The sequence below is a fragment of the Mycobacterium sp. NGS69 genome (genome assembly GCF_059812165.1).
Genome location: NZ_JCALCD010000004.1, coordinates 653,373 through 677,519, shown reverse-complemented (window position 1 = coordinate 677,519; position 24,147 = coordinate 653,373). Strand labels below are relative to the sequence as shown.

At 69.0% G+C, this 24,147-nt stretch carries 25 protein-coding genes; 14 read left to right on the top strand and 11 right to left on the bottom strand.

All coding sequences use genetic code 11. The features are described from left to right. The coding region (locus tag AC5Y2S_RS15955) for a PE family protein (protein WP_499957035.1) at positions 1-1,075 on the bottom strand (1,075 nt) is incomplete at its 3' end. A gap of 1,005 nt (positions 1,076-2,080) precedes the next feature. Then, positions 2,081-2,560, bottom strand: coding sequence for a hypothetical protein (locus AC5Y2S_RS15950; protein ID WP_499957034.1), 480 nt, complete (start codon positions 2,558-2,560; stop codon positions 2,081-2,083). Positions 2,561-2,683: 123 nt separating this feature from the next. Here AC5Y2S_RS15950 and AC5Y2S_RS15945 point away from each other — a divergent pair, with 123 nt between their 5' ends. Both AC5Y2S_RS15945 and AC5Y2S_RS15940 read left to right on the top strand, forming a co-directional pair. After that, positions 2,684-3,076: an Mtp family mycobacterial-type pilin gene (locus AC5Y2S_RS15945; RefSeq protein WP_499957033.1), complete on the top strand. Its 393-nt coding sequence runs from the start codon at positions 2,684-2,686 to the stop codon at positions 3,074-3,076. Between the two features lie 73 nt (positions 3,077-3,149). Then, complete coding sequence (locus AC5Y2S_RS15940; protein WP_499957032.1) at positions 3,150-3,548, top strand: VOC family protein; 399 nt, start codon at positions 3,150-3,152, stop codon at positions 3,546-3,548. On the opposite strand, the gene AC5Y2S_RS15935 is transcribed toward AC5Y2S_RS15940, so the two are convergent. Next, positions 3,532-4,161: a TetR/AcrR family transcriptional regulator gene (locus AC5Y2S_RS15935; protein ID WP_499957031.1), complete on the bottom strand. Its 630-nt coding sequence runs from the start codon at positions 4,159-4,161 to the stop codon at positions 3,532-3,534. The genes AC5Y2S_RS15940 and AC5Y2S_RS15935 overlap by 17 nt on opposite strands. A gap of 66 nt (positions 4,162-4,227) precedes the next feature. Between AC5Y2S_RS15935 and AC5Y2S_RS15930 the strand changes: the two genes are divergently transcribed. The 4 genes from AC5Y2S_RS15930 to AC5Y2S_RS15915 all read left to right on the top strand — a co-directional run bounded on the left by AC5Y2S_RS15930 (position 4,228) and on the right by AC5Y2S_RS15915 (position 7,106). Beyond that, positions 4,228-5,385: an aromatic ring-hydroxylating oxygenase subunit alpha gene (locus AC5Y2S_RS15930; RefSeq protein ID WP_499957030.1), complete on the top strand. Its 1,158-nt coding sequence runs from the start codon at positions 4,228-4,230 to the stop codon at positions 5,383-5,385. Continuing rightward, positions 5,382-5,861 (top strand): nitroreductase family deazaflavin-dependent oxidoreductase, encoded by a 480-nt coding sequence (locus AC5Y2S_RS15925; RefSeq protein WP_499957029.1) that lies wholly within the window; start codon positions 5,382-5,384, stop codon positions 5,859-5,861. Before AC5Y2S_RS15930 ends, AC5Y2S_RS15925 begins: the two co-directional genes overlap by 4 nt. Before the next feature lie 150 nt (positions 5,862-6,011). After that, entirely contained in the window at positions 6,012-6,554 is a 543-nt protein-coding gene (locus AC5Y2S_RS15920) for a peptidoglycan endopeptidase (RefSeq protein ID WP_499957028.1), read from the top strand. A 228-nt stretch (positions 6,555-6,782) separates the two neighbouring features. Next, positions 6,783-7,106 carry a putative quinol monooxygenase gene (locus tag AC5Y2S_RS15915; protein WP_499957027.1) on the top strand — a complete coding sequence of 108 codons (324 nt, stop codon included), beginning with the start codon at positions 6,783-6,785 and terminating at the stop codon, positions 7,104-7,106. Here the strand turns inward: AC5Y2S_RS15915 and AC5Y2S_RS15910 are convergent. Then, the gene (locus AC5Y2S_RS15910) at positions 7,103-7,783 is read right to left on the bottom strand and encodes a guanylate cyclase (RefSeq protein ID WP_499904921.1); all 681 of its coding nucleotides are present in this window, start codon (positions 7,781-7,783) and stop codon (positions 7,103-7,105) included. The two genes, AC5Y2S_RS15915 and AC5Y2S_RS15910, sit on opposite strands and share 4 nt — an antisense overlap. A gap of 95 nt (positions 7,784-7,878) precedes the next feature. Here AC5Y2S_RS15910 and AC5Y2S_RS15905 point away from each other — a divergent pair, with 95 nt between their 5' ends. Continuing rightward, positions 7,879-8,088, top strand: coding sequence for a hypothetical protein (locus AC5Y2S_RS15905; protein ID WP_499904920.1), 210 nt, complete (start codon positions 7,879-7,881; stop codon positions 8,086-8,088). On the opposite strand, the gene AC5Y2S_RS15900 is transcribed toward AC5Y2S_RS15905, so the two are convergent. Beyond that, complete coding sequence (locus AC5Y2S_RS15900) at positions 8,040-8,873, bottom strand: adenylate/guanylate cyclase domain-containing protein (protein ID WP_499957026.1); 834 nt, start codon at positions 8,871-8,873, stop codon at positions 8,040-8,042. The two genes, AC5Y2S_RS15905 and AC5Y2S_RS15900, sit on opposite strands and share 49 nt — an antisense overlap. Positions 8,874-8,976: 103 nt before the next feature. Here AC5Y2S_RS15900 and AC5Y2S_RS15895 point away from each other — a divergent pair, with 103 nt between their 5' ends. Next, positions 8,977-10,386, top strand: a complete 1,410-nt coding sequence (locus AC5Y2S_RS15895) for a glucose-6-phosphate dehydrogenase (protein ID WP_499957025.1) — start codon at positions 8,977-8,979, stop codon at positions 10,384-10,386. A gap of 13 nt (positions 10,387-10,399) precedes the next feature. Beyond that, a complete protein-coding gene (gene gnd / locus AC5Y2S_RS15890; RefSeq protein ID WP_499904916.1) occupies positions 10,400-11,422 on the top strand; it encodes a phosphogluconate dehydrogenase (NAD(+)-dependent, decarboxylating) in 1,023 nt (340 codons plus the stop codon). Here gnd and AC5Y2S_RS15885 read toward each other — a convergent pair. After that, positions 11,415-12,284 (bottom strand): alpha/beta fold hydrolase, encoded by an 870-nt coding sequence (locus tag AC5Y2S_RS15885; RefSeq protein WP_499957024.1) that lies wholly within the window; start codon positions 12,282-12,284, stop codon positions 11,415-11,417. The two genes, gnd and AC5Y2S_RS15885, sit on opposite strands and share 8 nt — an antisense overlap. 160 nt (positions 12,285-12,444) lie before the next feature. Between AC5Y2S_RS15885 and AC5Y2S_RS15880 the strand changes: the two genes are divergently transcribed. The 3 genes from AC5Y2S_RS15880 to AC5Y2S_RS15870 all read left to right on the top strand — a co-directional run bounded on the left by AC5Y2S_RS15880 (position 12,445) and on the right by AC5Y2S_RS15870 (position 15,181). After that, complete coding sequence (locus tag AC5Y2S_RS15880) at positions 12,445-12,927, top strand: VOC family protein (protein WP_499957023.1); 483 nt, start codon at positions 12,445-12,447, stop codon at positions 12,925-12,927. A 105-nt stretch (positions 12,928-13,032) separates the two neighbouring features. Then, the gene (locus tag AC5Y2S_RS15875) at positions 13,033-13,938 is read left to right on the top strand and encodes an alpha/beta fold hydrolase (RefSeq protein WP_499957022.1); all 906 of its coding nucleotides are present in this window, start codon (positions 13,033-13,035) and stop codon (positions 13,936-13,938) included. A gap of 4 nt (positions 13,939-13,942) precedes the next feature. Beyond that, on the top strand, positions 13,943-15,181 hold the full coding sequence (locus AC5Y2S_RS15870) for a WS/DGAT domain-containing protein (RefSeq protein WP_499957021.1): 1,239 nt from the start codon (positions 13,943-13,945) through the stop codon (positions 15,179-15,181). Positions 15,182-15,294: 113 nt separating this feature from the next. On the opposite strand, the gene AC5Y2S_RS15865 is transcribed toward AC5Y2S_RS15870, so the two are convergent. Continuing rightward, positions 15,295-15,978 carry a TetR/AcrR family transcriptional regulator gene (locus AC5Y2S_RS15865; RefSeq protein WP_499957020.1) on the bottom strand — a complete coding sequence of 228 codons (684 nt, stop codon included), beginning with the start codon at positions 15,976-15,978 and terminating at the stop codon, positions 15,295-15,297. Positions 15,979-16,277: 299 nt separating this feature from the next. Between AC5Y2S_RS15865 and AC5Y2S_RS15860 the strand changes: the two genes are divergently transcribed. Next, entirely contained in the window at positions 16,278-17,477 is a 1,200-nt protein-coding gene (locus tag AC5Y2S_RS15860; RefSeq protein WP_499957019.1) for a cytochrome P450, read from the top strand. A 193-nt stretch (positions 17,478-17,670) separates the two neighbouring features. Here AC5Y2S_RS15860 and AC5Y2S_RS15855 read toward each other — a convergent pair whose 3' ends face one another. From AC5Y2S_RS15855 to AC5Y2S_RS15845, 3 genes are read right to left on the bottom strand one after another with little or no spacing between them, the layout of a single operon-like run. Further along, positions 17,671-18,276, bottom strand: coding sequence for a helix-turn-helix domain-containing protein (locus AC5Y2S_RS15855; RefSeq protein WP_499957018.1), 606 nt, complete (start codon positions 18,274-18,276; stop codon positions 17,671-17,673). Continuing rightward, positions 18,273-19,928, bottom strand: a complete 1,656-nt coding sequence (locus AC5Y2S_RS15850) for a pyruvate, phosphate dikinase (protein ID WP_499957074.1) — start codon at positions 19,926-19,928, stop codon at positions 18,273-18,275. The genes AC5Y2S_RS15855 and AC5Y2S_RS15850 overlap by 4 nt, the downstream gene beginning before the upstream one ends. Then, a complete protein-coding gene (locus tag AC5Y2S_RS15845) occupies positions 19,925-20,533 on the bottom strand; it encodes an NADPH-dependent F420 reductase (RefSeq protein WP_499957073.1) in 609 nt (202 codons plus the stop codon). Before AC5Y2S_RS15845 ends, AC5Y2S_RS15850 begins: the two co-directional genes overlap by 4 nt. Positions 20,534-20,587: 54 nt before the next feature. Here AC5Y2S_RS15845 and AC5Y2S_RS15840 point away from each other — a divergent pair, with 54 nt between their 5' ends. Further along, complete coding sequence (locus AC5Y2S_RS15840; RefSeq protein WP_499957017.1) at positions 20,588-21,097, top strand: DoxX family protein; 510 nt, start codon at positions 20,588-20,590, stop codon at positions 21,095-21,097. An 88-nt stretch (positions 21,098-21,185) separates the two neighbouring features. Here AC5Y2S_RS15840 and AC5Y2S_RS15835 read toward each other — a convergent pair whose 3' ends face one another. After that, positions 21,186-23,960, bottom strand: coding sequence for a PE family protein (locus AC5Y2S_RS15835; RefSeq protein ID WP_499957016.1), 2,775 nt, complete (start codon positions 23,958-23,960; stop codon positions 21,186-21,188). Positions 23,961-24,147 lie beyond the last annotated feature (187 nt).

Here is a 24,147-nt window from a genome sequence, read left to right as displayed (position 1 = left end):
TGCCGCCGGTACCGTTCGCGCCCGCGGCGCCGGCAGCCCCAAAGATGGCTCCCGAGGCGCCGCCGGCGCCGCCGGCCCCGGCGTTACCGCCGGTGCCGCCGGTACCGCCGGCGCTGCCGTTGATGGTCGGGTCGGTGGAGGTGAAGCCCGCACCGCCGTGGCCGCCGACACCGCCGCTGCCGCCGGCCCCGCCGGCCCCAGCGGTCCCACCCAGCAGCGCTTGGTTGGCCCCACCGACCCCTCCGGCCCCGCCGTTACCGCCGGTCTCACCGGTCCCGCCGGCAACACCGAGGCTGCCGGGTGCGCCGGTTGCGCCGTCCCCGCCGGCCCCGCCGGCACCGCCCGTCCCGCCATGGCCAAACAGCGAGAACACCTGCCTGTTGGCGCCACCGGCCCCGCCGGCCCCACCGATCCCGCCGGCGCCGCCGATCCCGCCGGCCCCGCCGGCGCCGCCGTGAGCACCGCCGAATGGGCCAAGACCGCCACCAATCCACCCATTGGCCCCGCCAGGTCCACCAGCACCACCTGCCAGGCCAGGTGCCGCACCGTTACCGCCGGCACCACCCATGCCGCCACTACCGAACAGGAAGGCGTCCCCGCCGGCGCCACCCGGCTGACCCGGCGCCCCCGACCCACCATTGCCGCCGTCACCGAACAGCCAGCCACCCGGACCGCCGGCCTGCCCCGTCCCCGGCGCGCCGTTGGTGCCATTGCCAAAGAGCGGCCGTCCTAAGATGTCGAACTGCCCAGCCGTCTGCGCGGCGCCCGCCAATGCCCCCAGCGGGCTGGCGTTGGCCGCCTCCGCGGCCGCGTACATCAACCCACCCGAACTCAACGCGTGCACAAACTGCTGCTGAAATGTCGCCGCCTGCGTGCCCAGCGCCTGAAACTCCTGCCCGACGTCGCCAAACAGCGCCGAGATCGCCGCCGAGACCTCATCCTGGGCCGCGGCCGCCACCGAGGTCGTCGATGGCGCCGCCGCCAAATTCGCCGACCGAATCGCCGCCCCGATCCGGGTCAACTCCGACGATGCTGAGGACAAGACATCGGGCGAAGCGATCACGAAAGACGACATCTCTGACTCCCATCACTAGGGCAACGCAAGATTCAAGCCATCGAAAAGGAGAAACTCCGTATTTGTTCGGGCATACTACGCGCATCGTTCACGGTTTTTCCAGCCCTATTTCGCAAACTACATTCAGTCAATTTCCGCAGGTCAGACCAGGTCAACTTGCGTGCATCTCGCAAACCTGACTCAATCAAATTTCAACCCCACAAACTGGAGATGATCTATTCAGCATTCCATGCCGATAAAATGGAGTTTGTCCAAATTTTGTGCCCCAATCCGGAAAAAGCCAACAGAACTGCGCCTTTTTGCTCAAGATGAATCGGAGCCACTACTTTGGGTGGCTCTGGCTGACCCGGCAATCGCTGGTGCCCCTGGATCAAGCGAGAATTCTGCACAAGAGACTGCGCTCTGACCGCAGGGCGTCATAGGGCCGAAGGTCCCTACCTAGGAGGGCGCCCGATAGGCCGTTGAATCGGTCGCGGCGCCGTCCAGGTCCCTCACCCGCGCGTGCGGTTCGGTGCCGAACGATGACGGCTGGCGCGTCGCCGCCGCACCAAGCAGCAGACAGTGGTGCAAGCCGGTACGCAGTGGCCCGCGGCGACGTGTCGAGCCTGCTGATCCGCGGCAATTCACACGCGGCCAACCACCGACCTCTTCGAGACGGGGCGGAACTGTCGTCAGTTGGACACTCCGTCTTTCGGCTCGCCGTGTTGTGACAAAAACCGGCGTAATAGCGCGGTGATGCGGTCGGGTTGTTCGACGGCGCCGCTGTGCCCGCAATGCGGAACCTGTTCTAGGCGAGCGCCGGGGAATGCGCGCGGCGAAACGCTTCGCCCGGTGCGGCGGCGTCGCGGCATCATCGGCGCCGACGATCACCAGTGTCGGCACAGTGACGGTAGTGATCTCGTCATCAACTCCGGCCCGATTGGCAACCGCCAGAACGGCTTTGCTGATGTCGAGCGTCGGCAGCGTCGCAGACACCGCAGCCGCAGTCCGCGAAAATAGGGCCGCCTACGCGATGGCGGGCGGAAGCACGCTTGGCTCCCCCGACTGGCCACTCGTCTTGGTCAAGGTAAAGCGGTGCGCGATGGGTTGGCTGCTGTGGTCCGTGTACCCGCAGGCGGCCTCGGTACGGACGACGACCATCGTCCCAGTCCCCGCGCTGGGGTCCCACGTCCATTCTTCGAAGCCCCGATGAGTCGTCCCGTCATTGCACCGCCACGCCGCGGGATTCGGCGGAAGGGCCAGATGCCACCGATCGGCGTAGAACTGGGCCTGGCCCGAGGCGTTGGAGAAAGTGACTTGGGTGCAGCCGATACCGCACGACGTGGCCTTGAATGTCAGATCCTGCAGGCTTCCGTCGACGAAGTGGACGGTATACATCCCGTTCACCACCTCGTCGGCGGCCATCACCGGGTCGGCCGATGCCGGCGCCGCGAGCGGGATAGCCATGGCGGCCAGCGCCGCCGTCGCTACGGGGATCTTCCTCATCGGCGTTCCTAACTTGGTAGCCCTCCGGCAGCACGATACGACCATGTCAGCGGAAAAAACAGGCCCGGGAATGGGTTTGCTGCCGGTTCGCCAATCACTGGCCCCGCGGCGTTAAGGTAAGTCGTGGCCGCTGAGGACCGAGACAACGCGCGGGCGAGACGATGGCCCCGGTGGGCGGCGAGCGTGCTGGGCGGGTTGGCCTTGCTCCCCCTCGGCCTGGCGGGCGCCCCCGGCCCGCGGGCCCAGGCGGCCCCGGTTCCCGTGCCCAGCAACCACTGGTGTCCCGGTGATCAATGGGACCCGGGCTGGGGCACCGCCTACAACTGGGACTGGAATCACTGCCACGACTGGCAAGGCGCGCCGGGTCCGCCCGGCTGGGGCCCCTGGGGGCCACCGCCGGGGTGGGCGCCGCCGCAGCCACCCCCACCGCCGTGGGCGCCCGGGGCTCGGCTGATGTGGAACCCGACCGTCAACGCTTGGGGATTCTGGAACAACGGGATTTGGACTCCGGTCTAGCCCTCTTGTCGGAGGCTCCGCCTAGCCTTGCGGCGACGCAAGACAGCGCGCCGAACGCCACAGGGAGGGCCCCATGAAGTTTGTTTCGACCCGCATCATCACCGCCGACGCCAATAGGCTCGTCAACTTCTACGAAATGGTCACCGGGGTGTCCGCGGCATGGGCGAACGAGCTTTTCGCCGAGATTCCGACCCCGGTTGGCACGTTGGCCATCGGCGGCGACAAGACGGTGCCGCTGTTCGGGGCGGGATCCGCCGAGCCGGCGGCCAACCGCAGCGCGATCGTGGAATTCCTGGTCGAGGACGTGGACGCGGAATACGACCGGCTCCGCGACCGCGTGACCGAAGTCGTGACGGAGCCGACGACCATGCCGTGGGGAAACCGGGCCCTGCTGTTCCGGGATCCCGACGGAAACCTCGTCAACCTGTTCACTCCCGTCACCGACGAGGCACGCGCTAAGTTCGGAATTTGACTGTCGGCGAGGTAAATTCAGCGTGAGCACGCACTGACGGCGCGAGCCAGTCCGCCAGGAAGGCCCGCAGCCGCTTTCCCCCGCGCGCGGGGCGTCCGGGGTCCACGATCAGCGACTGCAGCACGCGCAGCATGACCTCGACGAGTTCATCCAGCTTGCTTTCCGCGAATCCCGCTGCAGCCCAGTCGACTTCGAACCGCTGCAAGATCGCCCTGCCGAACGAGATCGCCATGTCCGAGGTCACCCCGGCCGTCAGGGCGCTGGCCTTACCGGGCTGCAATACCAGGCTGAGGTATTTGTCGTGGGCGATCTGCTCGTAGGTGTACGCGATGCCTTCCACCACGGCCTCGGTGGGATCGGTGATCGACCCCAGATGGGTGGCAAGCCGATTGAGGAAGGCGTCGACAGCCGAGAGCGCCGTGGCACCCAGGAGCGCCTCCTGGGTCGGAAAGTAGCGATAGACGGTTTGACGCGTGACGCCCAGGCTTTGGGCGACCTCGGAGACGCTCACGGTGCCGCTCTCGTCGATGGCGGTCCGTGCCGCGTCGATGATGCGAGCGACCGCTTCGTCGTCGTCCGCCGGGATGTCCCCCGACCAGCCGTGTCGTCGCATTGCGTGATCGTCGCACAACAGGGCGTCGAGGCTTGACAATACAAACCGTCATGATTGTATGGTCAGATGGCTCCTGTGAGTGGCACCGACGAGACCCTGACACGGCGCGGGCTGCGCCACGCCCTGGATGGCACGACGGACCTGGCCGATCGGGAACTGAGGGTGCCGCTGCACTATTACCGCGATCCGAAGATCACCGAGATCGAGGAGTCGCAGATCCTGCGCAGGGTGCCGTTGGCTATCGTTCCGTCGGCGCAGGTGCCGGAGAAGAACGACTACGTGGTCCGCTCGGTGCTGGGCGATTCGCTGCTGGTGACCCGGGACCGCACTGGCGCCAGCCACGTCTTGCTCAACTACTGCCGCCACCGCGGGGCCATGCCCGCGTGCGGATCGGGCAACGCGTCGCGATTCGTATGTCCCTATCACGCCTGGACATACCGGAACACCGGCGAGCTGTTCATGGTTCCGGGCAAGGCCGGCTTCGATTCCATGGATCCGAAGGAATATGGGTTGGTCGAACTGCCGTCCGAGGAGCGCCACGGCTTCATCTGGGCGGTGCTGGCCGCCGATGCGACCATCGACGTCGACGCGCACCTGGGCGCCCTCGACGCCGAGCTGGCGCTGTGGAACTACGAGGCCTACGGGTACCACACGCAGCGCGAGTTCACATCCGAGGTGTCATGGAAGGGCGCGCTGGAAGCGTTCGCCGAGGGATACCACTTTCCCTACGTCCACGGCGGCAGCCTCATCGGACAGAACACGCTGGCCAATACCATGGTCTACGACGAGTTCGGCAAGCATCACCGCATCGGCTTCCCGTTCAACTGGATCACCAACGTCGACGCTGACCCCACCGTGTCGACGGAACCGCTGATGAACATGGGCGTGATCTATTGGGTCTATCCGAACCTCATCCTCGCGAACAGCCCTGTGGGCGTGGAAATTATCGATATCTTGCCCGATGGCGAGCTGACGCGCTGCACGGTCCGGCACAGCTGGATGGCCCGCGTCCCGGCAACCGACGATGACATGAGGGCCGGCTACGACGCGGTCTACGAAGGGGTGCACGCGGCCGTTCGCGACGAGGACTTCGCGATGCTGCCCCAGTGCGGCGAGAGCGTCCGGCGCGGCCAGCACGACCACATGATCATCGGCCGCAACGAGATTGGCGTGCAGCACATGATCAAGGTGTTCGGCCAAGAACTCGGCGTGGCGCTGCAATGACGGCACCCAAGCGGCCCCAGCAGCTGGATTCGCCGCTGCTGCCGGTCATCTTCCGCCACATGAGCAGAGCGCAGGTGTGGGTGTACCGCAAGACGAATGGCCGCATCGGGGGCAAGTGGCGGATTGGCGCCGGCTTTCGCAAACCGGTGCCGACGCTGCTGCTCGAACACCGGGGCCGCAAATCGGGCAAGCTGTTCACGGTGCCGCTGCTCTATCTACGCGATGGACGGGACGTGGTCGTGGTCGCCTCCCAAGGGGGGCTGCCGAACCATCCGCAGTGGTACCGCAATCTGGTCGCCGGCCCCGATACGACCGTGCAAATCGGGGGAGAGCGGCGACCGGTGCGCGCCGTGACCGCCGACGCGGCGCAGCGCAGCAGGCTGTGGCCGCGACTGGTCGAGCTCTACGCGGACTTCGACACCTACCAGAGCTGGACCGAACGGGAGATTCCGGTCGTGATGTTGCAGCCTCGCTGAGCTCGCCGGCCGTCGGAGTTTCTCCTTATAGAAATTTGCTGGCTCGTTATCAGTTCGCTATCGATGTGGCGCACGCCATTGTCGAATTTACGCATGACGAAGGCCACAAATTTTGGCTCGCATTGAATGTAATTGCTAGCGTGCCTGCCCATGGTTGTTTTAGCAACGTTGATGTCGCTCATCAATCAGGTCTCCGGGACGCCCTATATTCCGGGTGGAGATTCTCCCGCCGGGACCGATTGCTCTGGGCTCGCTTCCTGGGTCGCGAATGCGGCGACCGATAGGCCGGTCTTCGGCAGCAGGTTCAACACCGGCAACGAGGAATCCGCGCTGCTGCAGCGCGGCTTCCAGTACGGGACCGCGCCCAACGCGTTGGTGATCGGCTGGAACGGCGGTCACACGGCGGTGACGCTGCCGGACGGCACGCCCGTGTCCAGCGGTGAACGCGGCGGCGTGCGCATTGGGGGTGCGGGGGCCTACCAGGCCGGATTCACGCACCACATGTTCCTGCCGATGCCGGACGGCGACCTCGCGCTGGCGCCGCCGCCCGACGCGCCGCCGCCCCCGCCGGACGCTCCGCCGCCGCCCCCGGAGGCGCCGGCTCCGCCCGCGGTTCTGGTCGACGCGACAGCGCCCGCGCCGCCGGCCCCGGACGCGCCGCCGCCCGCGGATCCCGCAATTCCCAATCCATAAAGAATTGGATTCGCCCCGGTCTCATTATCCGAATAGGAGCCCATTCCCCGCGAATGTGAACCGGTCGCGATAATCGCCAGGTTTGTGACGTGCGTCACTTGATTGCGCGCAAATGGCGGGAGATTAGCCAATAGCAGAAATTCGCCTAGGCGTCAAAGTGGACGCCCAGGCGAATTTTGCTGGAGAACCGCTGACGGCCGGTAGGCGCGCGGCACGTATCCTGCGGCCATGATCTTCATCGTCGTCAAGTTCGAGACCAAGCCCGAGTGGACCGACCGCTGGCCGGAACTGGTCGCCCCGTTCACCGCGGCCACCCGTGCCGAGGCCGGCAACCTGTGGTTCGAGTGGTCGCGCAGCCTGGACAACCCGGCGGAGTACGTCCTCGTGGAGGCGTTCCGGGACGGTGACGCGGGGGGCGTCCACGTCAACAGCGATCACTTCAAGCGCGCGATGCAGGAGCTCCCGCAGGCGCTGACGTCCACCCCCAAAATCATCAGCCAGACCATCGACGTGACGGGGTGGTCCGAGCTGGGCGAAATGACGGTCGATTAGCCGACGGTGACCGCGATTTCGCTGCCGAGCTGATACCCCGGGGCCAGCGGGAGCGTGTCACCACTCCAAAACGAGCCCGGGTCAAACCAATTCGCGTCCTTGTCCGTGACGAGCAGACCCATCTCCTCGTAGGTGATCGCCACCGTCTCCGCACAGTACGCCGTCTCCAGGCTCATCTTGCGCTCCTGCCTGCGACGTTGCGTCTGTTCGCGAACCTTTTTGTCCACCAAGGGGATTCCGCGCACCCAATCGTTGATTGTCGGGAGCCGGCCGCGGAACCACCGGCCGGTCAGCCGGGCGGTGGTGGGAAACGCGGTGCCATCCATTCGCGCGATCGTCTGCAGCAGCCGGTTCTCCTGTTCGCGGGTGGCGTAGGGCGTCAACTGACGCAGCCAGCACCGCTGCTGGTAGCGATCGGTCCACTGCAACACGGCCTGGCGCAGGTCGTTGAGCTGTACTCCACGGTGGTTGGTTCCGGTCCAGAAGTCGACCAGTTTGTCGCCCAATTCGGCGTGCCAGATCAACGGGGGCAGGTCGTCGATGGCCACCGTCATGCCAACGTGATTCACCGGAGCATTCGTCAACGTCTGGATCGCCCGATCGGGTCGTGAGCGGCCGCGGAACAGCCAGAGGTCGCCGGTCCGGGTCTCGTCCAGCGCCTGGTCCAGTGTCAGCATGTAAGTCCGCTCGTCGCTTCGGGTTTCACCATCGCAGTCATTATGGGCCCGGGAGGACTTCGCGGGCGTCCTTGCGTGGTAATAGCCTGTCAGGTATGCGCAGGGTTTGGAAGTGGATCGGGCTTGCCGGCGCCGCCGGCGTCGTCGCCGGGGGAGTGCTGGTGGCCCGCGACCAACGCAGGCGACGCGCTTACACACCTGACGAGATCCGCGCGCGGCTGCACGAGCGGCTGGCCGAATCGGACGCGGCGAGCTTTCACTCCAAGGCGGGATCGGCCTCGGGTTCGACGGAGAACAACCGGTAGCTGCCCGAAAAGCCTTTCAACTCGACCTCGCGCCCCTTGTCGAATCGGATGCCGTCACAGTCGCGCAGGGCGTCTCGCACCGGTTCGCTGACCAGGATCTGCCCACCGACGGCCTGTGCGGCGACCCGTGCCGCCATCGCGACGTTGCGCCCGAACAGGTCGTCGCCGCGGCGCACCGACCGGCCCATGTGGATGCCGATCCGGACCCGAATCTCCTGGTGCCGCTTGCGTTTTGCGTCTTGGTGCAGCGCCTGCTGGACGTCCATGCCGCAGCGCACGGCCTCCTCGGCGCGCGAGAAGGCGATCATGTAGCCGTCGCCCTGGCTCTTGACCACGTGGCCGGAGCGTTGCCGCACGAGTCCCGAGACGAGCTTGTCGTGCGAGCTGATCAGCCTGACCCAGGCGCGGTCGCCGATGCGCTCGTTGAGCGCGGTGGACTCCTCGATGTCGGAGAACAGGATCACCACCCGGCCGTCGGGGGTGACCCGGGCCAGGTCGGGCCGCTCGACCTCGGCCCAGTCGGCGAGGTCCTCGATCGAGCTGCGCACGGCGGCGCCGAAGCCCTCCTTGCGCATCACGTTCGCGGCGTTCCACACCCGTTTGACGGCCTCGCGACCGCCCGACAGCAGCTGGTTGCGGGCGTCGGTCCGCGCTCGCAACTCTTCGATCTCGCGGCGGCCGCGCACCAGCAGCACCGAGAGCACGGCGATGGCGCCGGCTTCGATCACCGCCGCCCCGGCGAGGACGTAGACCGTGAGATGCAGCATGTCACCCACGCTTGGCATCCTGCCAAAGGCCGGGATTGCTTCGGGTTGTCGGGCCCATAGGCAATGTTTAGGGTTGAGCACGGGTCGCCGCGGGTAGCGAATCTCAAGGGAGGTGCGCGTCTTGGCCGACGGTGAGACTGGCTCGTCGAATCTTTTGGTGATCTTCGGCATTACCGGTGATCTGGCCCGCAAGATGACCTACCGCGCGCTGTACCGGCTCGAGTCGCGGGGCCTGCTCAAGTGCCCGATCATCGGCGTGGCCAGTGACGACATGCCCCTCGAGAAGCTGGTCGAGCGGGCGCGGCAGGCGATCGGCGAGTCCGGCGAGAAACTCGACGACGCGGTGTTCGACCGGTTCGCGGCCCGGCTGTCCTACCTGCACGGCGACGTCACCGATCCCGGCCTCTACCGGCAGCTCGCCGAGCGGATCGGCAAGGACCGCCGCCCGCTGTACTACCTGGAGATGCCGCCGTCGTTGTTCGCGCCGATCGTCGAAAACCTCGCGAAGGTCGACCTGCTGGAGTGCGCGCGCGTCGCGGTGGAAAAGCCGTTCGGCCACGACCTGGCCTCCGCGCGCGATTTGAACGCCCGGCTGCGCGCGGTGCTCGACGAGGACCAAATCCTGCGCGTGGACCACTTTTTGGGCAAACAGCCCGTCGAGGAGCTGCAGTACCTGCGCTTCGCGAACAACGGCCTGGCCAAGGTGTGGGACCGCGACAGCATCTCCGAAATCCACATCACCATGGCCGAGGACTTCGGGATCGAGGACCGCGGCAAGTTCTACGACGCCGTGGGCACCCTGCGCGACGTGGTGCAGAACCACCTGCTGCAGGTGCTCGCGCTCGTCGCGATGGAGCCGCCGGTCGGCCCCAGCGACGACGACCTGAACGACAAGAAGGCCGAGGTGTTCCGGGCGATGCCGGCGCTGGATCCACAGCGGTGCGTGCGCGGCCAGTACCGCGGCTATACCGACGTCGCCGGGGTGGCAAAGGATTCGCAGACCGAGACCTACATCGCGCTGCGGACCGAGATCGACAACTGGCGCTGGGCCGGGGTGCCGATCTTCCTGCGCTCCGGCAAGGCCCTACCCGAGAGGGTCACCGAGGTGCGGATGTTCCTGCACCACGTCCCCGGGTTTTCCTTCCTGCCCAACCGGCGGCCGCCCGAGCCCAACCAGATCGTGCTGCGCATCGACCCCGACCCCGGGCTGCGCCTGCAGCTGTCGGCCCAGGCGGGAAACTCCTGGCACGACGTGCACCTCGACTCGTCGTTCGCCGAGGATCTCGGCGAAGCGGTGCGGCCCTACGAACGGCTCCTCTACGCCGCCTTCACCGGCGATCGCCAGCTTTTCGCCCGCGAGGACGCCATCGAAGAGACGTGGCGCATCGTGCAGCCGGTGCTGGACAAGCCGGGCCGCATCCACCATTACGACCCCGGCTCGTGGGGACCCGAGGCCGCGCAGTCGCTGCTGCACGGTCACCGCAGCTGGCAGGAACCATGGCTACCCCACCGCACGCAGGCAACCAACTAAGGAGACGGGACAAATGCAGCTAGGGATGATCGGCCTGGGCCGCATGGGCGCGAACATCGTTCGGCGCGTGGCCAAGGGCGGCCACGAATGCGTGGTGTACGACCACAGCCCCGAAGCGGTGCAGGCGATGGCCGGCGAGGACAACACCACCGGGGTGTCCTCGCTGGCGGAGCTGGCCGAAAAGCTCAGCGCCCCACGGGTGGTCTGGGTGATGGTGCCGGCCGGGACGATCACCACGGGGGTGATCGAGGAGCTGGCCAAGACGCTGGACTCCGGCGACATTGTGATCGACGGCGGCAACTCGTACTACCGCGACGACATCCGCCACGCGAAGACGTTGGGCGAGAAGGGCATTCGCTTGCTCGACTGCGGCACCAGCGGCGGGGTGTGGGGCCGCGAGCGCGGCTACTGCCTGATGATCGGCGGCGACGACGACGCGTTCGAGCTTGCCGAGCCGATCTTCGCCACCGTTGCACCCGGGGTGGACGCGGCGCCGCGCACACCCGGCCGCGACGGCGCGATCGCCCAGGCGGAGAAGGGCTACCTGCACTGCGGCCCGTCCGGGGCGGGGCACTTCGTCAAGATGGTGCACAACGGCATCGAGTACGGGATGATGGCCTCGCTCGCCGAGGGGCTGAACATCCTGCGCAACGCCGACATCGGCAAGCAGATACAGCAGGGGGACGCCGAAACCGCGCCGCTTTCGAATCCCGAGTTCTACCAATACGATTTCGACATCCCGGACGTCGCCGAGGTATGGCGCCGGGGCAGCGTCATCGGCTCGTGGCTGCTGGACCTGACCGCGATCGCGTTGCACGAATCCCCGGAGCTGAAGGAGTTCTCCGGGCGGGTCTCGGACTCCGGGGAGGGCCGGTGGACCGCCATCGCGGCGATCGACGAGGGGGTGCCGTCGCCGGTGTTGACGACCGCCCTGCAGTCCCGCTTCGCCAGCCGCCAGCTGGACGACTTCGCCAACAAGGCGCTATCGGCGATGCGCAAGCAGTTCGGCGGGCACGCGGAGAAGCCGGCTAACTAGCCCTCTCGACGAAGGCGACGACGGCTTCGCTGAACGCGTCGTTGTCGTCGCCGGCCGCGGTGTGCCCCGCGTTGGACAGTTCGACAAACTCGGCGCGGGGCACTTGGGTGAGGAAGTGCTGGACGCCCTCGGGGCTGACAACGTCGGACAGCTTGCCGCGGATCAACAGGACGGGGATCGACAGGTTGGTCGCGGCGTGCTCGAACTTCTCGGTGCGCAGTTCGGGGTCGTCGCCGGGCTTGGTCATAAACGCCGGGTCCCAGTGCCAGTACCAGCGCCCGTCGCGCAGGCGCAGGTTCTTCTTCAGCCCCTCGGGGCTGCGCGGCTTCTCGCGGTAGGGCAGGTAGGCGGCGACGGCGTCGGCGGCCTGCTCGAGCGACTCGAACCCGTCGAGGCCGCTGAACATGAAGTCGCGGATGCGGGCGCTGCCGCCCTTCTCGAACCGGGGCACCACGTCGACGAGCACCAGTTGCGTCACCCGGTCGGGGCCGGCCCGGTCGGCGGCGAGGATGCCGGTCAGCCCGCCCATGCTCGCCCCGATGATCACGACGGGCCGGCCGATGGCGTCCAGCACGTGCATCACGTCGGTGGTCAGCGTCTCCACGTCGTAGTCGGCGTCCGGTGCGCGGTCGCTGTCACCGTGGCCGCGAGAATCCAGCGCCACGACGTGAAATCCGTCGTCGGCCAGGATCTGGCCGGTGTTTTTCCAGGAAAACCGGTTCTGGCCGCCGCCGTGCAACATCAGAATCGTGGGCCGGTCGGCCGCCCGGCTGGAGCCGCGGTTCCATTCGTCGGCGACCAGGGTGATCCCCTGGTGGCCGGTGAACTCGACCGTCTGAAAACTGCTGCTCACGGCGCTCATGGGCGTCCTCTCGGTTGATCGCCCTTCGACGTTACCTAGGCAATCTATTCACCGAGGCGTTGGCCCCCGGTGGCAGCATTCTTCTGGGGGGCCGGTGAGTTCTCGTCGCCGCTTCGGTCTACCTGTGGGACACCCCAACGACAAATGCAAGGAGACGGCCATGCCATCGATCACGCCCTCGCTGTGGTTCGACAACAACCTGGAGGAGGCGGCGGAGTTTTACACCTCGGTGTTCCCCAACTCGCGAATCGAGGGCTTCAACCGGACCACCGAGGCCGGGCCCGGGGAGCCGGGAACGGTCCTGTCGGGCAGCTTCGTGCTGGACGGCACCCGGTTCATCGGCATCAACGGCGGGCCCCACTTCCACTTCAGTGAGGCGGTGTCCTTCACGGTCCACTGCAAGGACCAGGACGAGGTCGACTACTACTGGGAGCGGTTGACCGACGGCGGCGAGGAATCGCAGTGCGGCTGGTGCAAGGACCGCTTCGGCCTGAGCTGGCAGATCGTCCCCGACCGGCTCTACGAATTGATCGGCGACCCGGATCGGGCGCGCGCGGCGGCGGCCACCGCCGCGATGTACGGCATGCGCAAGATCATCGTCGCCGACCTGGAGCGGGCGGTGGCCGGGGAGCCCGCCCGGTAGGCCGGTCGGTCCCGCCACGCCGGACGCGCAGGCGTTAGGTTGGTCGGTGCGGACGCGCGCCGACCAGGGGAGTGAACATGGCTGACGACACCTTGCGAGCCTGCGGTGGGTAAACCGGGCTGGATCGACGTGCCCGGTCCGGCCGGCGACCTGAAGGCCCTCACCTGGGGGCCGCCGGATGCCCCGATCGCGTTGTGCCTGCACGGCTTCCCCGACACCCCCTACGGCTGGCGCAACTTCGCCCCGCGGCTGGCCGAGGCGGGCTGGCGCGTGATCGCGCCGTTCATGCGGGGGTACGCGCCGTCGTCGATCCCGACCGACGGAGATTTTCACATCGGCGCGCTGATGGACGACGCGCTGCGGGTGCGCTCGGCCGCGGGTGGCACCGAGCGTGATGTCGTGATCGGCCACGACTGGGGGGCCATCGCCGCGACCGGTCTCGCCGCGATGCCGGACAGCCCGTTCGCCAAGGCGGTGATCATGTCGGTGCCGGTCTCGGCGGGCTTCCGTCGCCGGGGCGGGGTGGCCGAGCGGGCGCGGCTCATCGGTCACCTACCGCCGCAGCTGCTGCGCAGCTGGTACATCCTCTACTTCCAATTGCCTTGGCTGCCTGAGCGTTCCGCGTCCTGGGTGCTGCCGCTGCTGTGGCGACGGTGGTCGCCGGGCTATCACGCCGACGAGGACCTGCGTCACGTCGATGCCGCGATCGGCACCCCGGAGAGCTGGCGGGCGGCGCTGGGGCCGTACCGGGCCACCATCCGCGCGCCGCGGCCGCCGGCGCGGTACGCCGAATTGAACCGGCTGTGGACCGAGGCGCCGCTGCTGCCGTGTCTGTACCTGCATGGCCGCGACGACGGTTGCATGACATCGGCTTTCACCCGGTGGACGGAAAAAGCCCTGCCCGCCGGCAGCGAGGCCACCATCGTCGACCACGCGGGACATTTCCTGCAGCTCGAACAGCCGGACAAGGTCGCAAACCTGGTGCTCACCTTCATCGGCTCGCCCGGCTGAGGCCATGGCGGCGCTGCTTATGGCGGCCGTCGATGCGCAGTTCTACTGGATGTCGGCCAAGATGCCCAACGACGAGTTTCTGCTGTACGCGTTCGACGGCGAGCCCGCGGATCTCGGGCGCGTGGTCGAGGGGGTGTGTGGGCGGGCGCGCGAGTGCCCCGGCCTGACGGTTCGGGTCGCCGAGCGCGGCCGGCTGGCCTATCCGCAGTGGGTGCCCGCGGTGGTCGGGCCGGAATGGGTGGTCCGCCACGATGCCATCCGCGACTGGAGCGATTGCCTGACCGCGGTCGTCGGCCTCGCCGAGGACCAGCTGGACGTGCGCCGGATGCCCTGGCGGCTGCACGTATTCAGCCCGGTGCACGGCATCCCGGGGGTGCCCGGGGCGGGCACCGTTGCCGTCCTGCAGATCGCACACGCGCTGGCCGACGGCGCGCGCGCCGCGGCGATGGCGGCGTGGCTCTTCGGGCGTGACGCGCCGGTGCCGGAGGTGGCGCGGCCGTCGGCGGGCTTCTTGCCCGGGCGGGCTTTCACCGCGGCGCGCGCCCATCGCCGGCTCGTTCGCGACACCCGCGCCGGGTTGCTGGCTCCGGTTCTCGGGCCACGCCCGTTGCAGGCCACCAACGCCCGCCCGGGCGCCGCCCGATCGGTGCGCACCCTGGTGCGGCACCGCTCACAATTGGGCGGGCCGACGGTCACCGTCGGGGCGCTGGCCGCGGTGTCCACCGCGTTGTCCGCATTGCTCGGCGAGGGGACCGACTCGCTGGGCGCCGAAGTGCCGATGGCCAAACCCGGTGTCCCGCAAGCGCATAACCACTTCGGGAACGTCGTCGTCGGGCTCTACCCGAAGCTGGGTCTCGATGCCCGGTTCGAGCGGATCGCCGCCGATCTGGCCAATGGCCGGCGCCGCTTCGAGCACCCGGCCACCCGTGCCTCCGACCGGGCGTTCGCCGCGGTGCCCGCGGCGCTATTGCGGTGGGGCGTCACGCAATTCGACCCCGACGTCCGCCCGGCTCAGGTGGCCGGCAACACCGTGGTGTCCAGCGTCAACCGCGGCGCCCCCGACCTGAGCTTCGGCGGCGCCCGGGTAGTGCTGACGGCCGGATACCCGGCGCTGTCCCCGGTGATGGGGCTGACTCACGGCGTGCACGGCATCGGCGACACCGTCGCGATCAGTGTGCACGCCGCCGAGTCCGCCATCCGCGATATCGACGAGTACGTCCGGCTGTTGGATGCCGTGCTGTGAGAGGCCGGACCTCGTGAACTGATCCACGGCGAACGCGAGACCTTGATCGGTGGGTACCGGCGGCAGCGTCGCGGGTGGGGGTTGGTAGCTCCTGGCGGCTGGATGCGCTCTGGTCACGCCAATTTGGCTGATCTGCGAGCGATGGAAGCCAGTTGGCTGGCATGCGTGAGAGCGGTGAGTGCATCGATGTCGCGGGTCAGCTGGTGGTAGAGGACGGCCGGTCCAAGCCATCTGCCCACGAGCCTGCGGAGTGCCACTGGGTTGAGTGGCCGCTCGGGAGGATCGAGCAGAACCGACTGGAGTGTGCGTACAGCGAGTTCGATGAGGTCGTCCATGGCAGCGTGGTCGAAGCCATGGGCGACCCAGTCGACGTCATATCGTCGGAACATTTCTCGTCCGAGACCGAATGCCGCACCGGCGGTGAACGAGGCCGACGTGCCACCCGGTAACCGTGTCTCTAGGACGCGCGCCATCAGCGGGTCGTCGGCGAACTCCTCGGCGGCGAATGCTACGCCCTCGACGACGGCAGCCGCCGGATTTGTCCACCCACGCAGGTGATCGGCTAAACGATCGAGAAAGCCGTTAGCCGAACGCATCTGGCTGCCGACCACAAGCGCTTCAGCCCCAGGAAAGTAACGGTAGATGGTCTGGCGGCTCACTCCCAGAACGCGGGCCAAGTCGCTGATGCGGATGGCGGATCCGCCGTCGGCAATCAAGGAGTCAACCGCGTCGAGAATCCTGTTGACGGCTTCCTCATCGGAGGTCGGTGTGTGGCCCGACCATCCATGGCTACGCAAGGGTAAGGCCCATCATCGTGCTCCAGTTCGGTATGACGTGACAACCTGTAGCTAAAGGTATGGCGAACGGGGGCCGAGGTCAACGATATCTTGCTGCTTCACCGTGCCAGTTCGTACGAAATCTCAAGAACAAGTGCACGACTGCCGCGCGGGAGTTCCTGTTCACCACACGACAGCGGACCCGCAACAGTCAACGATGACGCGACATTTAGCTCTGATTTGTCTTGTCAGTTGGCGCTAGGTCTGCTGTGATACATCAAGGAATCGCGGCAGGTTCCACTGCACCAGGAGGACGGACCATGACCGTAACTGAGGTCAACGACATTCGGTACGACCCCTACGATGTGGAACTTCTGGCCGATCCTTACCCGGTGTTCCGGCGGCTGCGCGAGGAGTCGCCGCTGTACTACAACGAGCAATACGATTTCTATGCGCTGAGTCGTTTCCAGGACGTGAGTCGTGCGCTTGTCGACACCGGCACGTTCAGTTCAGCCCGCGGAATGATCCTCGAAGTGATCAAGGCCAACATCGAGATACCGCCCGGCATCATCGTTTTCGAAGACCCACCGGTTCATGACATCCATCGTAAATTGCTCGCGCGGATGTTCACTCCCCGCAAGATCGCCGAACTCGAGGACAAGATTCGCGCGTTTTGCGCACAATGTCTCGACCCTGTCGTCGGCACTGGGCGTTTCGATTTCATCGCCGATCTCGGTGCCCAGATGCCGATGAGAGTTATCGGAATGCTGGTCGGCATTCCCGAAGGCGACCAAGAACAAGTTCGGGAACGCTCGAATGCGCATTTGCTGACCGAGGCCGGCCAACCCATGACCCTGGCCTCGGAAGGCGTCCACCACGACGAGGTGTTCGCCGCCTATCTCGACTGGCGCGCCGAACATCCCTCCGACGACATCACAACCGAACTTCTCAACGTCGAATTCGACGACGAGACAGGAGTGCGCCGAACGCTGACCCGCGACGAAATCCTGCTTTACATCAGCCTCGTCGCCTCCGCGGGCAACGAGACCACCACCCGACTCCTCGGCTGGGCCGGAAAAGTTCTCGCCGACCATCCCGAACAGCGTAGCGAAATCGCAGCCAATCATCGGTTGATTCCACAGACGATCGAGGAGCTGCTGCGCTACGAACCCCCCGTACCGCACCTTGCCCGCTACGTCACTCGTGATACCAAGTGGTACGGCCACACAGTGCCCGAAGGCAGCGTCATGATGCCGCTGATCGCATCAGCTTGCCGGGACAATCGCCAATTCCCGCCTGACGGAGACCGATTCGACATCCATCGCGAGCCGCGTCAGCACCTGGCCTTCAGCGTGGGAGCTCACTTCTGCCTGGGAGCGGCACTCGCCAGGCTGGAGGCACGAGTCGCGCTCGAGGAAATCCTCAAGCGCTTCCCCGAATGGGACATCGACACCCAGAACGCACACTTATCATCAGCGTCGGCTGTCCGAGGCTGGGAATCGATGCCCGCGTTCGTCTAGCTCAGACGTATCGGCAAGAATTCCCGGCCCCGTAACGACACGATGGGACGCAGTCGCAGGTTCGCGATGCGGCCCTCCAATCGCGCCAGGTGATGGCCGAGGCAATGGTGGTTTGCCATGATCTTGTCGAGCCTTCCTGCCCGCGAGACCCTCATAAGCCGTGGTTCAACCAATCGGGGTCAGGCCATGAGAGCTATTGCGCGTCATCCGATTTCGCCGCCTCTTCACGGGTCATGCCCATGGCGCCGATCAGTTCCTCGTGCAGCTCGAACCACACGGTGTGGTAGGAGTCGATGAGCGGCCTGGCCAGCCAGGCGGTATCGCCGGCCTTGACCTTGTCCAGCGCCGCGCGCAGTTTCGTCGAGTAGGCGCTCAATCGCGGCAACTGGGCCGCGGCCGCGTCGACGATCGGCAGCACCCGCGCGTGCACCCGGTCCAGGCGGGCCAGCACCGCGGCGTCGTATTCGGCGTCGTCGTGGGTGTTGGGTGTGCCTTCGGCCCCACCCTTGAGCTGCCAGTCGGTGACCAGGGTCTTGAAATCGGCGTTCACGGACCGGAATTCGTCGTAGGCGGCGGCCATCTCGGCCGGGTCGACGCCTTTGCGCTCCTCGGCCAGCAAGTCCTCCAACCGGGCGCGGCCGCTGGGGGTGAGCCGCAGTGCCGCGCCGTCGATCAGCAGGCCCGACGCGGTCAGTCGCTCGACGATGTCGGCCGGGTCCCGGCCCAGGGTTGCGGCCAGGTCGGCGGGACGCACCCGGCCCTTCAGCCGAACCGCTTGCAGCACCGCCAATTCGCTCATGTGGCGACCCCGGCCTTCAGTCGCAGCGCGGTCAGCATGACGATCAACGGGGTGGCCGCCACCACGTCGGTCTGTTCCGCCTCGATGGCCGCGCGCACCGCTGCCTCGGAGGTGTCATCGAGCCTGGGGTGGTCGCCGGTGGCGTGCGCTCGCAGCGGGCTGATTCGCCGCGCGATGTCGGTCAGCTCGCGCAGCTCCGGCGTATCGCTCTCCGACCACGCGGACAGGCTCAGCTCCCCCTCGCGCACTTCGCCTTCGGAGCCGTCGACGGTGATCTGCCGGCCCGCCAGGGCCGCCGCGGCGCCACGGCCGCAGCCCACCACGGCCACCCGGCCGAGTTCGCGGCTGACCACCGCGGCGTGGCTCGCGGCGCCGCCGACCTCGGTGACGATTCCTTGCGCGGCCAGCATGCCCAGGACATCCTCGGGCCTGGTGTGATCGCGCACCAGGATGACCCGTTCGCCCCGGTCGGCCGCGTCGAGCGCCTCGTCGACGTCGGTGTACGCCTTGCCCGACGCCACGCCCGGGCATGCCGGCATGCCCTTCGCTAAAAGCTTTGCGGCAAAACGTGTTTCGGGCTGCAAAGCGGGCAACAGCAAAGCCTCGACGTGCGCCGGGGTGACCCGGCGAAGCGCCTCGGCGTCATCGATGAGCCCGTCGCGGCGCAGCCGGATGGCCAGTCGCACCGCCGCCTGCGCGGAGCGCTCGGCCGCCCGCGTCTGCAGCAGCCACAACTTGCCGCCGTCGACGGTGAATTCGATTTCCTGGACGTCGGACGCGAGCCGCTCCAGGCGGCGGGCGGCCTCCGTCAGCTCGTGGTAGACGGCGGGTTGCTCGTCGCGCAGGGCCGTGATCGGTCCCACGTCGATCAGCCCCGACACCACGTCGTCGCCCTGGCCGCCGGGAACCCACTCGCCGAACGGTTCGTCGGCGCCGGTTATCGGGTTGCGCGAAAAGAACGCGCCGGCACCGGAATTGGGGCCCCGGTTGCCGAACACCATCGCCTGCACGACGACGGCAGTGCCGCCCCGGTCGTCGAGCCCGTAGTGCGAGCGGTAGGCGACCGCGCGGGGCGAATCCCAGGAGGCGAACACCGCCTCGATCGCGGCGCGCAGTTGCGCGTAGGGGTCGGCGGGCACCGGCTTGCCCACGACGCGCCGATACATGCGGGTGAAACGCTGCCGGGTGTCACCGGCGAACTGCGGGCCGCCCTCGGCCGCGAGCGCCTGCTCGACGGCATCGGTCATCCCGACGTCCAGGATCGTGTCCATCATCCCGGGCATGGAGTGCGTGGCCCCCGAGCGGACGCTGACCAACAGCGGCCGCGGGCCCCGCCCGAAGGTGCGTGAGGTTTCCGCTTCCAGCCAGCGCATCCGGTCGAGCACGTCGGCCCAGATCGCGTCCAGCGTCGCCGCGGGGTCCGTGAGGCAGTCGAGGCCCACCTCGGTCGTGAGGCAGAACGCGGGCGGCACGGGCAGGTTCTGCCGGCGCATCGCGTCGATGCCGTGGCCCTTGTTGCCGAGAAGCTCGCGGGGACGACGCGCGGTGCCGTCCAGTTCGACCACGGCGGTGCTGGGAGTCGTGGTGCACCCCCCTCGTCGTGCGGCACGCTCCGCCGGGACCGTCCCGGCGGGCCTCGACGAGTATGTCAGGACTGTCCGCGCAGCAAGCCGAAGCCGAAGTTGGTGCCCAGCCCGCGGCGCAGCGCCAGGTGGATCCACAGCAGCCCGTAAGGCTCGAGCAGCCGCGCCAAGGTCAGGTCGCCGACGTCGACGGTCTCGAAACCCAGTTCGCCGACCAGCCCGGCGGTCACCGCCTTGGCGTTGTCATCGTCGCCGCAGACGAACATGACCGGCCGGCCGGGCAGCCGGGGCGCGTCCATCATCGGGGCGCCGATTTGGTTCATCGCCTTGCAGACGCGGGCGCCGGGAGCCCACTTCGCGACTTGTTCGGCCCCGGAGTTGTCGAACCCGACCTCGAGCGCCGCGACGTCGGGGGTCAGCGGGTTGGTGCAATCGATGAGGACCTTGCCCGTCAGGTCGCCGCAGCCCTGCACCGCGGCCCGCGTGCTGCGCCACGGCGTGCACAGCACCACGACGTCGGCTGCGGCGGTGGCGAATTCGTTCGTCTCGACCGCGTCGAGCGACGCGTACTTGGGGTCGTCGGGGTTGCGGACCCCGAACAGGACCCGGTGGCCCCGGTTGCGCCACGCGGTGCCCAACGCGTGCCCGACATTGCCGGCCCCGATGATCGCGATCTTGATGTCGCGCTCCTTTCCGGTTCGCGCGGGTCACCCGCTAGGTTTGCACCTATGAATGTGTATGACGTCGGGTTACTGCTCCTGCGGCTGGTGCTGGGACTGACGCTCGCCGCGCATGGCTTCAACAAGTTTTTCGGCGGCGGCCGGATTCCGGGCACCGCGCGCTGGTTCGAGAGCATCGGCATGAAACCCGGCAAGTTTCATGCCACCGTGGCCGCGACCACGGAGATGGCCGCCGGGCTGGGCTTGGCGGCCGGGTTGCTCACGCCGATCCCGGCGGCTGGCTTCGTCTCGCTGATGCTGGTCGCGGCGTGGACCGTGCACCGGGCCAACGGGTTCTTCATCGTCAAGGAGGGCTGGGAGTACAACCTGGTGCTGGCCGTCAGCGCCGTCGTGGTGGCCACGCTGGGCGCCGGGCGGCTGAGCTTGGACTGGGTGATCTTCGGCAAGAACTGGTACGACGGCTGGCCCGGCCTGGCGATCTCGGCGGGGCTCGGCCTCGCCGGCGCGGTCGGCCAGCTGGTCATCTTCTACCGGCCGCCGGTCAAGCAGGCGGGGTAGCCGCCTCCGGCGCCGCGAGCCGAACGCCACTGCGAGAATCGGCCTGATTTTTCGCGGCGACGTTCGGCTCGCGCGGCACTCGCGCAGGCTAGGGCGTCCCGTTCTTCCCGTTCTGACCCAGCAGCAGCCCGGCGGTGCCGCCGGCGCCCGGCGTGCCGGGCGGGGTCCCGGTCCCGCCGTTGCCCCCGTTGCCGCCGTCGCCGATCACGACGGCGTTGCCGCCGGCACCGCCGTTGCCGCCCGTGTTGCCGGCACCGGCGCCGCCGGCGCCGCCGTTGCCGCCGTCGCCGATGCCCCCGGCCCTGCCGCCGGCCCCGCCTTGGCCGCCGGTGGTGAGCGCGCTGTCGCCGCCGTTTCCGCCGGCGCCGCCGGCGCCGCCGGAGCCGCTGAGCATGCCGGCGTTGCCGCCGGCCCCGCCGGTCGCGCCGGTGGACCCGCCGCCGCCACCCTGGCCGCCGGCGCCGCCGTCGCCGAAGAACATGCCGGCGTTGCCGCCGGCCCCGCCCGTCCCGCCGGTGCCGGTGCCGGTGTTGTTCCCACCGCCGCCGCCGGCCCCACCGGCGCCCATGCTCAGGATGCCGGCGTTGCCACCGTGCCCGCCGGCGCCCGCGGTGGTCTGGCTGGTGCCGCCGGTACCCCCGTTGCCGCCGCCGCCGAACAGTCCGCCATTGCCGCCGGCCCCGCCGGCCCCGCTGGTGCCGTTGAGGTTGCCGAAGCCGCCGGCGCCGCCGGCCCCGCCGTCGCCGGACAGCATGCCGCCGTTGCCGCCGGCCCCGCCGGCCCCGCTGTGCTGCCCGAACCCGCCGTCCCCGCCGATCCCACCGGTGGAGAACAAGCCGCCGGTGCCGCCGGCGCCGCCGGCCCCGCCGGTGCTGTTGGTGTTTACGCCCGGTTGGAAGGCCACGCCGCCGGCGCCGCCGTTCCCGGCGGCGCCCGCCATCAGCCCGGCGTTGCCGCCCGCCCCGCCGGCCCCGGCGGTGGTGCCGGTGGCCGCTGTTCTTCCGCCGGCCCCGCCGGCGCCACCGGATCCGAACAGCGTCGCGGCCCCGCCGGCGCCGCCGGCACCGCCGTTGCCGGCCGCCGAGTTTCCGCCCGCCCCGCCGGCGCCGCCGGCGCCGAACAGACCGCCGCCGGCCCCGCCGTTGCCGCCGGCCGCGCCGCTGCCGATCGCGGCGGCCCCGCCGGACCCGCCGTTGCCGAACAGGAGTCCGCCGGCCCCGCCGGCGGCGCCGGTTCCCGCGGCCCCGTTGGCGCCGTTGCCGATCAGCGGATGGCCGGTCACGGCCTGGACGGGCGCGTTGATCGCGTTAAGCGTTTGCTGTTGCAGTGTGTGCAGCGGGTTGGTGCTGGCGGCCGCGTTGAAGCCGTCCAGGCCCAACAGCTGACCGGCGACGCCGCCGGTGCCCGTCGTGCCCCGCACGATGCCCAGGCCCCCGTTGCCGCCGTTACCGCCGTCGCCGATCAGCAGGCCGTTGCCGCCCGCGCCGCCCGCGCCGCCGATGCCGGCGCCGGACTGGCCGGCGCCGCCGCTACCGCCGTTGCCGCCGTTGCCGATGAGGCCGGACCTGCCGCCGGCGCCGCCGGCCCCGCCCTGAGAGGTCGCGCCGTCACCGCCGGCGCCGCCCGCGCCCCCGGAGCCGGTGAGCATGCCGGCGATGCCGCCGGCCCCGCCGCGCCCGCCGGTCTGGGGCCCGAACCCGCCGCTGCCGCCGGCCCCGCCGTCGCCGAACAGCAGGCCGCCGTTGCCGCCTGCACCGCCGGCCCCGCCGATGCCGCCCACCGGGGTGATGCTCTCCCCGCCGGCACCGCCCGCGCCGCCGGCGGCCATGCTGAGCATGCCGGCGTTGCCGCCGGCCCCGCCCGCCCCGCCGAAGGTCGAGCCGTGCCCGCCGGTGCCGCCGGCCCCGCCGCCGCCGAACACCCCGCCGGCCCCGCCGGCCCCACCGAGGCCGCCGCTGCCGCCCACGGTGGCCCCGCCACCCCCGCCGCTGCCGCCGGAGCCGAACATCCCGCCGGCGCCGCCCACCCCGCCGGTGCCGCCCGTCCCGCCCTCGCTGGTCCCGCCGAGCCCGCCGGTGCCGCCGCTGGAGAACAGCCCGCCGGCGCCGCCGGCGCCCCCGTCGCCGCCGGGCAGCGTGACGCTGCCGGAATGCCCGCCGGCGCCGCCGGTCCCGGCCGCGCCGTAGAGCATCCCGGCGTTGCCGCCGGTCCCACCGTTGCCCGCGGAAGCAAACGCGTTCCCGCCGGCGCCGCCGGCCCCGCCGGAGCCGAACAACCCGGCGGACCCGCCGTTGCCGCCGGCCCCACCCGGGCCGCCCAGGGCCAGCGGGGCCCCGCCGGATCCGCCGGCGCCGCCGTTGCCGATCAGCCCGGCGGCCCCGCCGTTGCCGCCGTTGCCGCCGGCGTTGCCGCCGGCGGTGCCGGATCCGCCGGCGCCGCCGTTGCCGATCAACCACCCGCCGTTTCCGCCGTTTTGTCCGGTCCCCGCGGCGCCGTTGGCGCCGTTGCCGATCAGCGGGCGCCCGGTCAGTGCCTGGACTTCGCCGTTGACCCCGTCGAACAGGGTCTGCAGCGGCGACACGTTGGCGGCTTCGGCGGCCGCGAACATCGCCCCGCTGGTGCTCATCGTCTGGGTGAATTGCTGATGAAACAGCGCCGCCTCGGCGCCGAGCGCCTGAAACGCCTGGCCGTGGCCGGAGAACAGCGTCGCCAACGCGGCCGACACCTCGTCGGCGCCGGCGGCCAGCACGGCGGTCGTCGGGCCGGCCGCCGCCGCGTGGGCGGCGCTGAGCGCGGATCCGATGCTCTCCACATCGGCCGCCGCGGCCGCCACCAACTCGGGGTCCACTATTACGAACGACATCGCTTTCCTCCCGGTCGTCATCACGCGTTCGGGGGGATGCGCCTCGCTAACCCAGCCCGACGTTCATCTGGAATCGAGTCCAGGATGCGTGGGTTTGGGGCGACGAACGTCGGTCAAAGCTCGTAGTTAGCGCACGCCGGGGGTCGTAGATCGGCAGCTGAGGGTGTGCAGCCCCTCTGGATCGGGC